This window comes from Rhizobium redzepovicii, from assembly GCF_019793435.1.
GTDB classification, from domain to species: Bacteria; Pseudomonadota; Alphaproteobacteria; order Rhizobiales; family Rhizobiaceae; genus Rhizobium; species Rhizobium redzepovicii.
Genome location: NZ_JAILYH010000032.1, coordinates 1 through 12,507, shown reverse-complemented (window position 1 = coordinate 12,507; position 12,507 = coordinate 1). Strand labels below are relative to the sequence as shown.

The 12,507-nt window shown below is 60.7% G+C and carries 10 protein-coding genes and 1 pseudogene; 5 read left to right on the top strand and 6 right to left on the bottom strand.

What is annotated here, in order from left to right:
- Nucleotides 1–34: 34 nt before the first annotated feature.
- Nucleotides 35–2,332, top strand: coding sequence for an FdhF/YdeP family oxidoreductase (locus tag K6N12_RS32060; RefSeq protein ID WP_222149142.1), 2,298 nt, complete (start codon nt 35–37; stop codon nt 2,330–2,332).
- Nucleotides 2,329–2,613 carry a hypothetical protein gene (locus tag K6N12_RS32055; RefSeq protein ID WP_222149141.1) on the top strand — a complete coding sequence of 95 codons (285 nt, stop codon included), beginning with the start codon at nt 2,329–2,331 and terminating at the stop codon, nt 2,611–2,613. Before K6N12_RS32060 ends, K6N12_RS32055 begins: the two co-directional genes overlap by 4 nt.
- A 113-nt stretch (nt 2,614–2,726) precedes the next feature.
- Here the strand turns inward: K6N12_RS32055 and K6N12_RS32050 are convergent, their stop codons facing one another.
- The 6 genes from K6N12_RS32050 to K6N12_RS32025 form a co-directional block, all read right to left on the bottom strand.
- Nucleotides 2,727–3,725 carry an AraC family transcriptional regulator gene (locus K6N12_RS32050; protein WP_222149140.1) on the bottom strand — a complete coding sequence of 333 codons (999 nt, stop codon included), beginning with the start codon at nt 3,723–3,725 and terminating at the stop codon, nt 2,727–2,729.
- 1,192 nt (nt 3,726–4,917) lie between these two features.
- On the bottom strand, nt 4,918–5,997 hold the full coding sequence (locus K6N12_RS32045; RefSeq protein WP_222149139.1) for a quaternary amine ABC transporter ATP-binding protein: 1,080 nt from the start codon (nt 5,995–5,997) through the stop codon (nt 4,918–4,920).
- Nucleotides 5,990–6,877: an ABC transporter permease gene (locus K6N12_RS32040; RefSeq protein WP_003592380.1), complete on the bottom strand. Its 888-nt coding sequence runs from the start codon at nt 6,875–6,877 to the stop codon at nt 5,990–5,992. The genes K6N12_RS32045 and K6N12_RS32040 overlap by 8 nt, the downstream gene beginning before the upstream one ends.
- A gap of 95 nt (nt 6,878–6,972) precedes the next feature.
- Complete coding sequence (locus tag K6N12_RS32035; protein ID WP_054183824.1) at nt 6,973–7,974, bottom strand: ABC transporter substrate-binding protein; 1,002 nt, start codon at nt 7,972–7,974, stop codon at nt 6,973–6,975.
- 67 nt (nt 7,975–8,041) lie between these two features.
- Complete coding sequence (locus K6N12_RS32030) at nt 8,042–8,836, bottom strand: pyrroline-5-carboxylate reductase family protein (RefSeq protein WP_183781334.1); 795 nt, start codon at nt 8,834–8,836, stop codon at nt 8,042–8,044.
- An 11-nt stretch (nt 8,837–8,847) separates the two neighbouring features.
- Nucleotides 8,848–9,477, bottom strand: a complete 630-nt coding sequence (locus K6N12_RS32025; protein WP_097629902.1) for a TetR/AcrR family transcriptional regulator — start codon at nt 9,475–9,477, stop codon at nt 8,848–8,850.
- Between the two features lie 146 nt (nt 9,478–9,623).
- Here K6N12_RS32025 and K6N12_RS32020 point away from each other — a divergent pair, with 146 nt between their 5' ends.
- From K6N12_RS32020 to K6N12_RS32010, 3 genes and pseudogenes are all read left to right on the top strand, one after another.
- Nucleotides 9,624–11,660: an NADH:flavin oxidoreductase gene (locus K6N12_RS32020; RefSeq protein ID WP_097629901.1), complete on the top strand. Its 2,037-nt coding sequence runs from the start codon at nt 9,624–9,626 to the stop codon at nt 11,658–11,660.
- Between the two features lie 44 nt (nt 11,661–11,704).
- Complete coding sequence (locus tag K6N12_RS32015; RefSeq protein WP_097629900.1) at nt 11,705–12,310, top strand: dimethylsulfoniopropionate lyase; 606 nt, start codon at nt 11,705–11,707, stop codon at nt 12,308–12,310.
- A gap of 34 nt (nt 12,311–12,344) precedes the next feature.
- Nucleotides 12,345–12,507, top strand: a pseudogene (locus tag K6N12_RS32010) (electron transfer flavoprotein subunit beta/FixA family protein); the annotation flags it as partial.

Sequence of the window (12,507 nt, the reverse complement as noted above, 5' to 3'; positions counted from 1 at the left end):
CTTGATGTTTTTCGCGCTTCGACAATAAGGGCGCATGGACTCAAAATTCATTGGTAAGAAATCGGCGGCCGCCGGCGGCTGGGGCGCTTTGAAGAGCTGCGGCAAGCAATTGCTGCAAAGCGGCATGCCCATCTCGGGTGCGCGCACCATGCTGAAGGCGAACCAGCCTGATGGTTTCGATTGCCCGGGCTGCGCCTGGGGCGATCCGGAACACGGATCGTCGTTCGAGTTCTGCGAAAACGGCGTGAAGGCGGTGGCCTGGGAGGCGACGGAGAAGAGGGCAACGCCCGCCTTCTTCGCCAAGAATACGGTGTCTGAGCTTCGTCGGCTGACGGATTATGAACTTGAACTCAACGGCCGCCTGACGCATCCGATGCGCTACGATGCGGCGAGCGATCGTTATCTGTCGGTTTCGTGGCACGATGCCTTTACCGAGATCGGCGGCATCCTGAAGGGTCTCGATACCCCCAACCGGGCGGAATTTTACACTTCGGGTCGGGCGAGCAACGAAGCCGCCTTCCTGTATCAGCTGTTCGTGCGCGTCTACGGCACCAACAATTTTCCCGATTGCTCCAACATGTGCCACGAAGCAAGCGGCATCGCCATGCGCCAGGCCGTCGGCGTCGGCAAGGGCACGGTGCTTCTGGAGGATTTCGAAGAGGCCGACGCGATCTTCGTGATCGGGCAGAACCCTGGCACCAACCATCCGAGGATGCTCGGAGACTTGCGTCGTGCGGCGATCCGCGGTGCGCGCGTCGTCGTCTTCAACCCGATCCGTGAGCGCGGCCTGGAGCGCTTCTCCGATCCGCAGGACAAGATCGAGATGCTGCGCGGCGGTTCGACCGATATCGCCAGCCTTTATCTGCAGCCGCAGCTCGGCGGCGACATGGCCGCGGTGCGCGGAATGGCCAAGGCCGTGCTGGCTAGGGAAGACAGAGCGGCCGCCGCTGGCCAACCCGCCGTTCTCGATCACGCATTTCTCACGGAACACTGCGCGGATTTTCAGGCGTATCAGACAGCGGTCGAGGCGACGAGCTGGGCTGAGATCGAGGACCAGTCGGGACTGAGCCGGGAGGAGATCGAGCGGGCGGCCGATGTCTATATCAACGCCGAGCGGGTCATCTGCACCTGGGCGATGGGCGTGACGCAGCATCTGCATTCCGTTGCGACGATCCGCGAGATCGCCAATTTCATGTTCCTGCGCGGCAATATCGGCCGGCCGGGTGCCGGCCTTTGCCCGGTTCGCGGCCATTCCAACGTGCAGGGTGACCGCACCGTGGGTATCAACGAAAAGCCACCGGAGGATTTCCTCGATGCGCTGGAAAAACACTTCCGCTTCACCGTTCCTCGCGAACATGGCCACAATGTCCTTGCGGCGATCGGCGCGATGCTCGACGGCTCTGCCGAAGCCTTCATCGGACTTGGCGGCAATTTCGCCCGCGCCACGCCTGACAGTGCACTCGTTGAAAGGGCGCTGCGGCGGCTGAAGCTGACGGTGCACATCGCAACCAAACCCAATCATTCGCATCTCATGCCCGGCGAGACGGCCTTCATCCTGCCGTGCCTCGGGCGCACCGAGATGGATCTGAACGCGGCGGGCAACTCCCAACTCGTGAGCGTCGAGGATTCGATGAGCATGGTGCATGGTTCTGCCGGTATCAATCGCCCGGCCTCGCCGCATCTCCTCTCGGAAGTGGCCATCATCGCCGGCATTGCACAGGCGACGGTCGGCTCCGCCGTGGTCGACTGGGCAGAGCTCGCCGACGACCACGACCGCATCCGCGATCACATCGAGGCGACCATTCCCGGTTTCGAAAACTACAATAAGCGCCTGCGCAAGCCCCGCGGTTTCCACCTGCGCAACGCAGCAAGCCATCGGGAGTGGGACACATCGGCAGGCAAAGCGTCGTTCTCGTCCGAGGCGCTTCCCGAGGAGACGGTCCATCAGCGGGCGCGAAAGGGCGAGGGACGTCGTTTCGCCCTGCAGACATTCCGGTCGCATGATCAATACAATACGACGATCTATGGTCTGGATGACCGATATCGCGGCGTCTACGGAGAGCGGCAGGTCATTTTTATTCATCCGGCCGACCTGAAGGCGATGAATGCCGAGGCTGGTGACCGCATCGACGTGGTCGGCGAGCATCATGACGGCATCGAGCGCATTGCCGGGAATTTTCGCCTAGTGCCCTATGACATTCCGAGGGGCAGCATCGCCGGTTATTATCCCGAGCTGAACGTGCTGGTGCCGCTCGGCAGCGCCGGCAAGGAAAGCGATACGCCCACCTCGAAATCGATCATGGTGTCCTTGCGCGGGCGAAACACCGCGTGAGCAAAGAGCTATCCGACGCCGATCGATTTTTCGCGCTTGTCGCTGCGGCGCAAGCCGGGGACATCCGCCTGACATCCATACAGGCGGGCCTCCTCGTCGCCGCCGAACTCGGGATCGCGCGCGACAGCCGCGCCTTTGCACGCAAGCTCGGGATTGCCCATTCCCTCGTTCTGCGGGAACTGAACGCTCTGGCGGCGAGGGAGGGGGTGCTTGAGATCGTCAAGCGGGATCCGAGGACGATGAGAGTGCACTACACATTGCCGCCGGCTTCCGCGTCCTAAAGCGCGTCGCGATCTTTCAGATTCGCTTGTCACGCTTTAGGTCTTTGTTTTTGCGCATGTCTTTATCGCAAAACCGCAGCACATTTTTGCGGGACATGCTTTAACCCCGGCGGCTACAAACGGCAGACGCGCTTCCGGGTGTCGGAAGGGTATTCCCCGTAGGTCGATTTGTAGACTGCGGAAAACCGGCCGAAATGAAAGAAGCCCCATTTGAGACAGATCCCTTTCATGCTCTCCTTGCTCTCGGGGTCGAGCAGCTCCTGCCGCGCCGCGCGCAAGCGAAGCGTCAACAGATAGACGGCGGGAGAGGTGCCCCTGAAGGCGCGGAAGCCGGTTTCGAGCGCCCGGCTGGAGACGCCGGCCGCCTCGGCGACCTTCGGCATGGTGATCGGCTGATCGATATTGGCCTGCATGAATTCGATCGCCTTGCGCACGTGCCGGGGAGCGATGAGCGCAGGCCCCTTGTCGAGGAAATGCGACAGCCGGTTCGGCACCATGCGCACGACAAGATCGGCCAGCGCCTGCGTTATATGCGCCATGGCGATCGGTGACTGCAGCAAGGGGCCATTGTCGCGCATACCGATGGCGATCGTCTCCGTCAGGTTGCCGATCGTCCGGCCGACCGGCGTCGACAGATCCAGTTCGGGCAATAGATCGAGAGAGCCGCTGAACGGCATTTCGAACGTCTGGCCGATCGTCTGCAGGATCACCGACCAGTTGATCAGCAATTCGTCGATGACATTCGACTGGCCGTACATGAGGACACTATCTGGTTCGAAATTGTTATAGAGAAGCAGTTTTCCTTCCCCCGCCTCGGCGACGCGGGACCCGTAAGCCACTCCCATGCCGCCGCTGCGCGGTACGACAATCGACAGGTATTCCGCCGTATCGACTGTCGGCTCGATGTTGAACTGAAACTCCGCAGCGTGATAGCCGGTTAGAAGGACAGCGCTGTCATTTGCGGAGAAATCCAACCCCCAGTGGAAGTCCTGGGCGCGGCCGACAGGCTCGGCATCGAAGGCGCCGAAGGCCCCGCCGAGCGTTTCGACCATGTTGTCGAAGGACGAACCGCGAAACCGGAACGAGAATGGCGCAGGGCTATTGTCGGACATGCTGCTCCCATTGTTCAGTGTGGCTGCGTTGACCTGCCCTTCCCACCTGTTTGCGGATCCCGGCGCGACGCGCGATCCCTGCTGACGGATGAATGTGCGTACCTCTATCCGTCATGCCGGTCGTCATCGATCGCCGCGGATTGGGCGAGGCTTGCCTATATTCTAGCTTATCGGGGGTTGGAGCGCAGCAGGCCTTGGCCGAGCAGGTGGATCTCCGCACGGTATCGGCAGCGAGATCAGCGCCTTGCACAAGCCGATACCGGCCGAACTCGGACGTGGCAGACGTCAAACAATCCAACCTGTTGAACGCATTATCGACAGTTCCCATCCACTTGGTTTTTGCAGCTTAAGGGCCGGAACTGGCAGACATGGGAACAATAGGCAAGCCGTCACGCCGCCGGCTATCGGTGGTGAAACGATTACGCAGCGGGGTAATTTTATGGAGTGTATCCGTGAGGCCACGAAAGGCTCAACGCGGCGATCTTGCCGAGACACGCATCATGACTGAAGCTGTGGAGAATATCCCACTCAGGGATCTGCGCAGTCGCCTGCCGAAGGTTCTATAGTGGACCGCTTAATAGCCTTCGGCAGGCAGACAGGCATGCTGGCATACGCACGGGATGGGGTGCGTATGTATGATCCCTTCCATCCGTTTTGGGGGTGATGGATGAACGGGCTTGGCTTGAGGACCGCTGACCTTCATGGCCTTGGTCGACAAACATCTTATTGCTCCGTGGCCATCGAGCAATTGTCGGCCGCCGATAAAGTCGGCCAAGCGGCTTTTCGCGACGCAGTCTGGACTGCTTTTGCGCAAAATGTATAAGAAAGCGCTGGCTGGAGGTGTGTTCGCGCCGCGGCTTGCGCAAGGTGGATAGAGATCTTGAGGGTCTCGTTTGGCACACAGGAAGAGCTTGCTTACGCAGTAAGCGGGAACACTCCGGCGTCACAGTTCCAATGCAGCCCGCCTACACTCACAGAGGGCATGGCGCGCTTGGCGCGGGGCGGCGCAGTCTCGGGTTTCGATGACATCGGTACCCCCCGAGCGCAATTCCTCGCCTAGCCGGTGTTGTGATCGATCAGGCATCAAGAAGCCATTTCAAGTCTCTTCAAGGTCCTGCGACGGCCGGCTTTCCGGAGATGGCGACGTGCTTGGTGTCGCCAGCGAAACGGAAAGACGGCCGCATTGGCAGTTTCAGAGGGCGACCGACAGGGCGCTGTCGCGCTGGGGAGCCATCTCTTGTGAGTTCACCATCGCGCTTGCGAGCTGGCGGAAAGTGACGAGCCCTAAGGTTTCTCCGGAAGGCGAAACTACCCTGGCGTCGCCCTCTGGCGCCGATGACAGGATCCGGACGGCTTCTTCGACGGTCGTTCCCGCCACAATCGCCAGTCCAACCGGCGCCGCACCGGAGTGCAGCGGCGTCATGATGGCTTCGACGTGGATGACCCTGCCGCGATTGACCTCCTTGACGAAGTTGGCGATGTAGTCGTCTGCCGGGCGCAGGACGATGTCCTGGCTGGTGCCCTGCTGGATGACTTCGCCGTCGCGCAGGATGGCGATCTGGTCGCCGAGACGCAGTGCCTCGTCGAGATCGTGGGTGATGAAGACGATGGTCTTCTTTATCTCCTTCTGGATATCGAGAAGCACTGTCTGCATGTCGGTGCGGATCAACGGATCGAGCGCCGAATAGGCTTCGTCCATCAGAAGCACCGGGGCGTCGTTGGAGAGCGCTCTGGCCAGGCCGACGCGCTGCTGCATGCCGCCGGAGAGCTGGTTGGGATAGCGCTGCTCGAAGCCCTTCAGCCCGACCCGTTCGAGCCAGCGCATGGCGATGTCGACGGCTTTTGCCCGCTCCATGCCCTGCACTTCGAGGCCGAAGATGGTGTTGTCGAGCACATTGCGGTGCGGCAGAAGCGCGAACTTCTGAAACACCATCGCCGTCTGGTGGCGGCGAAACGCCCGCAATTCGGTCTCGTTCATCTTCACGACATCGACGCCGTCGACCAGCACTTCGCCGGCGGTCGGGTCGATCAGCCGGTTGATGTGGCGGATCAGCGTCGATTTGCCCGAACCCGACAGGCCCATGACGACCTGGATGCGGCCAGATGGGATCTCGACATTGATGTCCCTGAGGCCGAGCACATGACCGTGCTTTTCGTTGAGCTCGGTCTTCGACAGTCCCTTCTGCACCGCATCGACATGCGCGGCGGGGTTGGGGCCGAAGATCTTGTAGAGATGGCGGATCTTAATGCCGCCGAAACGATGCTCAGCCATGGACGGTCTCCCGATGCTTCTGGAGCCTTTTGCCATATGCCTGGCTGACTCGGTCGAAGATGATGGCGATGCCCACGATGGCAAGACCATTAAAGATACCCAGCGTGAAATACTGGTTGGCGATCGCCTTGAGCACCGGCTGGCCGAGGCCCTGAACGCCGATCATGGAGGCGATGACCACCATGGCGAGCGCCATCATGATCGTCTGGTTGATGCCGGCCATGATGGTAGGCAGCGCCAGCGGCAGCTGCACCTTGAACAGCTTCTGCGATCGCGATGTGCCGAAGGCGTCGGCAGCTTCGAGCACGTCCTTGTCGACGAGGCGGATGCCGAGATCGGTCAGGCGGATCATCGGCGGGATGGCGTAGATGACGACGGCGATCAGGCCGGGCACCTTGCCGATGCCGAGCAGCATGACGACCGGGATGAGGTAGACGAAGCTCGGCATCGTCTGCATGACGTCGAGGATCGGATTGATGACGCGCTGCAGCCGGTCGGAGCGGGCCATCAGGATGCCCATCGGAATGCCGATGGCGATGGATAGAATGGTGCAGACGAAGATCATCGAGACCGTCCGCATCGTATCGTCCCACATGTCGAAATAGCCGATCAGCATCAGCGTCACCAGACAGCCGAAGACGATCTTCAGGCTGCGGCTGGCAAACCAGGCGATGGCAAGGACGATCAGGGTGATGATCGGCCACGGCGTCTGCGTCATGAACCGCTCGGCGGCAATCAGGAAATGCTGCAGCGGCACGAACAGGGTTTCGATGCCGTCGCCATAGGCGCGGGTGAATCCGCGAAAGCCGTCATCGATCGCCTTCTTCAGATTGCGAAGCGCGTCGTCATCCATATGCGGGAATTTGTAAAACCATTCCATTCGGTTCCCCTTTTCTTCAAAGAGCCGCGGCCGTCTTTTTGTTTTTATCGGCGAGTGAGAAGCGGTGCGCTTTCGGCGCACCGCGATAGTCAGTGTTAGAGGGCAGCTTCGATCTTCGTGGCTGCCTCCGGCGAAACCCACTTGGACCAGATGTCCTTGTTTTCTTTCAGGAAGTGCTTGGCGCCGTCTTCGCCGGTCGCCTGGTTGTCGGTCATCCAAGACATCAGCTTGTTGACCGTGTCGTTGCTCCAGGAGCGCTTCGCCAGATAGTCCATGACTTCAGGCCCGACCTTTTCCGAGAAGGGCTTGGCAACCAGGGTGACGACGTGATCGACCGGCCACGAAGCGGGCTTCGGGTCGGGGCAGTCGGCGACGGTGATGCAGCGCTTCCATTCGGCGGAATCCTCCGGCACGCCGGCTTCGAGCTTGACCATCTGATACTTGCCGAGCAGCGCGGTCGGTGCCCAGTAATAGCCGGCCCAGCCTTCCTTGCGTTCGTAGGCCTTGGCGATCGAACCGTCGAGGCCGGCGGCAGAGCCGGTGTCGACGAGGGTGAAGCCGGCCTTCTCAGCCTCAAAGCCCTTGTAGAGCTGTGAGGTGACCACCGTGCCGCCCCAGCCCTGCGGACCGTTGAAGATGGCGCCCTTCTTCGGATCCTCGGGATCGGGGAAAAGTTCCGGATGCTTCAGCACGTCGCCGATCGTCTTGATATCGGGATGAGCATCGGCGACGTATTTGGGGATCCACCAGCCCTGCACGCCGCCATCCGGCAGCGGCGAGCCGACCTGGACGATGCGGCCTTCTTCCGTGCCCTTCTTGACGACGTCGGGCAGCAGATCAATCCAGGCTTCGGGCGCGATGTCCGGCTGGCCCTTTTCGGCCATGGAGGTGATCGTCGGGACGGTGTCGCCGACGGTGATGTCAGCACTGCAGCCATATCCTTCGTTCAGAATGAACTTGTCCAGGTTGGAGAGAACTTCGGCGCTCTGCCAGTTCATGCTGGCGATGGTGACGCTGCCGCATTCGGCGGCGCTGGCGAATGACGCGCCGCCGATCAGGCCGAACGTCAAACACGTCGATGCAAGTAACTTTTTCATTCTCGTTCCCTCTGTTTAGCGGCTTGTCTTGTCGAGCGGAGTGCCGCAGTGCCCGCCCCAACGGTCGTCAGGAAACCTTTCCCATACTCACCGATTTCTGAAATGCTGCCGACAATCCCGTGGCAACCGAAGCGTCGAATCCTGCAGCGCGCATGCTGTCGATGGCCGCCGCAGTCGTGCCGCGATAGTCAAGAAAGGTTTGAACGACGTCATCCGGGCTCTCGTCGCGGCGCTCCAAAAGGCGGCCGGCGCCCGATATCACCGTATTGACGGCGCGGCGCGCAATCTCGGCCGGCAGACCGTGTGCGACGGCATCGCTCATCATGGCGGCCGCAAGCAGCGCCGGGAACGCCGGTCCGGAACCGGAAAGGCCTGTGAGGTAATCGATGTCGCTTTCGCGTGCGACCTCGTCTTGTGAGCCGCAGGCGTCGAAAATGGCGCGGACGACGACGCGGTCGCCTTCCGTGATGTCGCCCGCAGCAATCCACGGCGTATAGGACTTGGCCACTTCGGCACCGGCATTCGGCAAGGCGCGGACAATACGACCGGTCTTGTGGCGTTGCGAAAGGGCGGCAAGGCCGATGCCCGCCATGACCGAAATGATGAGCTTGCCGCCGGCATCGACGTCAAGGGTCCGCCAGTCATCGGGCCGGACGGAGAGAAGGATCACGTCCGAGCGGTCGGCAAGCGCCTGATTGTCGGAGGTCCAGAAAGAATTCGAGAAGCGATCCGGCTGCTGACTGCGATAGGAGAGCGAGAGATTTCCAGGCTCGATCAGGCCGGCATCGACAATCGAGCCGGCGATTGCTCCGCCCAGCCAGCCGCCGCCGCCAATTATGCCGATCCTCAAGGAAACGCTCATCCGGGTCTCCTTTAACCGGGCCTGTAGGCATGCCGGGAGAAGAAGCGATCAAGCTCCCTCTGCTGCGGCACTTCGCCCGTGTAGATCGCAATATATTCCGGAATCCGTTTCATGCGGACGGCGAGTTCCTCCCTTGATTGCATGGAAATATATCCGATCTGGACAAGGTACGTTGTGCGCGCTCTGACATCCGATGTCGTTTCTGGTAACCCGAACCGCATGAACATGCGTTTCAGCGCCTCCAGCCGGAGCTGATCAGCCTGCTGGACCTCGGCGAGAAGCTCGTCGGATTGCAGCGCCCAGCTGCGCACGGCAAATTCGAACTTCGCGTCGAACAGATCGTTGTCGAGCCAGCAATCGAAGACGTTGAGCATCGCCTCGGCCAGCGATTCCGCATAGGCTTCGGACCGCTTGACGATGTTGCCGGTGTTTTTGTCGCGCCATAGCGCTACGAGCGCGCTCAACAGCTCCTCCCGATCCTTGAAGAACCAGTAGAAGCTCGTGCGCGAGAGATTGAGTTTCTTCGCCAGCGGCAGAATCTTCACCGAATCCACGCCGGATTCCAACAGGGAGTGGTAAGCTGCATCCAGCCATCCCTCCTGCGATCCGCGCCAGCCAGTGTCGTTCATAGCCTGATCCATGCTTTATCCCCTATCAAATTATGAAGTCGTGCACAAGAAAAATGTACATGAGTGTCGAAAATAGCGACCTAACTGTTTTCATCGTTGACACATATGTACATTGCGCTTAGCGTCTCCTTCGATGTTTTAATCCGGAACCACGACCCATGTCGAATGATCCTCTTCTACAGCCCTATCAGCTCAAACATTTGAAGTTGCGCAACCGTATCATTGTGACGTCCCACGAGCCGGCCTATCCGGAAGACGGCATGCCGAAGGAGAAGTATCGCGCCTATACGGTGGAGCGGGCAAAGGGCGGGGTGGCTTTGACGATGACGGCGGGCTCGGCGGCCGTCTCCAAGGATAGTCCGCCGGTCTTCAACAACCTGCTTGCCTATAAGGACGAGATCGTTCCCTGGATCAGGGAGATGACCGACGCCGTGCATGAAGAGGGTGCGGCGATCATGATCCAGCTGACCCATCTCGGCCGGCGCACGCGCTGGGACAAGGGTGACTGGCTGCCGGTTCTCGCGCCCTCACATCATCGCGAGGCTTCGCACCGCGCCTTCCCGAAGAAAATGGAAGATTGGGATATCGAGCGCGTCATCAAGGATTTCGCCGACGCGGCCGAACGCATGAAGGCGGGCGGCATGGACGGTGTCGAACTTGAGGCTTACGGTCACCTGATCGACCAGTTCGTGTCTCCGCTCACCAACGAGCTCGATGGCCCCTATGGCGGCTCGCTGGATAATCGCCTGCGCTTCTGTTTCGACGTGTTCAAGGCGATCCGGAAAAGGGTGGGCGACGATTTCATTCTCGGCCTGCGCTATACCGCCGACGAATGTCTTCCCGGCGGCACCGGCAAGGCAGAAGGCATCGAAATCTCCAAGCGTCTGAAGGCAAGTGGCCTCATCGATTATCTGAACGTGATCCGCGGCCACATCGATACCGATGCGGGCCTCACCGACGTCATCCCGATCCAGGGCATGGCGAATTCGCCGCATCTCGACTTCGCCGGCGAGATCCGGGCCGCGACCGACTTCCCGACCTTCCATGCGGCGAAGATTCCCGACGTCGCCACCGCCCGCCACGCAATCGCGGCCGGCAAGGTCGATATGGTCGGCATGACCCGCGCCCATATGACCGACCCGCATATCGTCCGCAAGATCATCGAAAAGCGGGAAGACGATATCCGTCCCTGCGTCGGTGCCAATTACTGTCTCGATCGCATCTACCAGGGCGGGGCCGCCTACTGCATCCACAACGCCGCGACCGGCCGCGAACTGACCATGCCGCATATCGTAGCGAAGGCCGACGCCAGGAAAAAGGTCGTCATCGTCGGCGCCGGCCCGGCCGGTCTGGAAGCGGCGCGCGTCGCCGGAGAGCGCGGCCATAAGGTGGTCGTCTTCGAAGCGGCGAACAATGCCGGCGGCCAGATCCGGCTCACCGCCCAAAGCGAGCGCCGCAGGGAAATGATCAGCATCATCGACTGGCGCATGAGCCAGTGCGAGAAATACGACGTCACCTTCCACTTCAATAGCTGGGCGGAAGCCGACACGATTGAAGCCGAGAACCCCGACGTCGTCATCATCGCGACCGGCGGCTTGCCGCATACCGAGGTTCTCTCGCGCGGCAACGAGCTGGTGGTCTCTTCCTGGGACATCATCTCCGGCGATGTGAAGCCAGGCACCAATGTACTGATCTTCGACGATGCCGGCGACCATGCCGGCCTTCAGGCGGCGGAGTTTCTCGCCAAGGCCGGCGCCAAGGTCGAGATCATGACGCCGGACCGGTCCTTCGCGCCCGAAGTCATGGCCATGAACCTAGTGCCCTATATGCGCTCGCTTCAGAAGCATGACGTCACCTTCACCGTGACCTATCGCCTGGAGGCCGTCGAGAAGAGCGGCAACCAACTCGTCGCCCATGTCGGCAGCGATTACGGCGGGATTGCCAAGCAGAGCAGCTTCGACCAGATCGTCGTCAATCACGGCACGATCCCGCTCGACGAACTCTATTTCGAGCTGAAGCCCAGCTCCAGCAATCTCGGCGAGATGTCGCACGACCAGCTTCTTTCCGGGGAACCGCAATCCGTCATGCGCAATCCCGAGGGCAAGTTCCAGTTGTTCCGGATCGGCGATGCTGTCGCTGCGCGCAATACGCATGCCGCCATTTATGACGGCCTGCGCATCGCCAAGGATATATGATCGCAGGAGCGGCCGCTCGTCGGCCGCTCATTTCGGGGGGCGATATGAGTTTACGCGAGGAAAGTCTCCAGCGTTTCGTGGATGCCGCGTCTCTGGCTTTCGATCGGTTCGCGAAGGCCCCGGAGTCCCGGCGCTCGATCCGTCAATTTTTTGCGGCGTTGGAGCAGCCCGGGAGCGGGCGTGCGGGGGAGGGAAGTCGCTTGCCCGTCTGCGCTCAGCTTGATGTGGCGCTTGCGGTTGATCCCTCTTATGATACTTCGCTGTCGCGATTGATCGAGGCGTTCAAAGGCATCGAGCCGATGCTTGAATGGCGTCGGCGCACCAAGTATGACCACACCGCCGGCGACAATTTCGTCGATGGGCATGCCAATGCCATGATCGTCGGCCCGGGAGGATTGGAGGAGCGGAGCGACCTGTGGCTGGGTGTGACATTGCTGGCACCGCACGTGCGCTATCCCGATCACGACCACCCGCCGGAGGAAGTTTATCTCGTGCTTTCCGAGGGAGAATTTCAGCAAGGGGAAGGGGACTGGTTTTCGCCTGGTATCGGCGGATCGTTCTACAATATCCCCGGGATCAAACATGCCATGAGGTCGGTGGATACACCGCTCTTCGCCTTCTGGGCGCTGCTTGCCGAACGGCCGCACTGATGGCCGGCAGTCTAGAAATAAAGGGGTTTTGCAAATGAAGATTCTCGTGCCCGTCAAGCGCGTCGTCGATTACAACGTGAAGATCCGAGTGAAGCCGGATGGTTCCGGTGTCGAGCTTGCCAATGTGAAGATGTCGATGAACCCGTTCGACGAGATCTCGGTGGAAGAGGCGCTGCGGCTGAAAGAAGCCGGCAAGG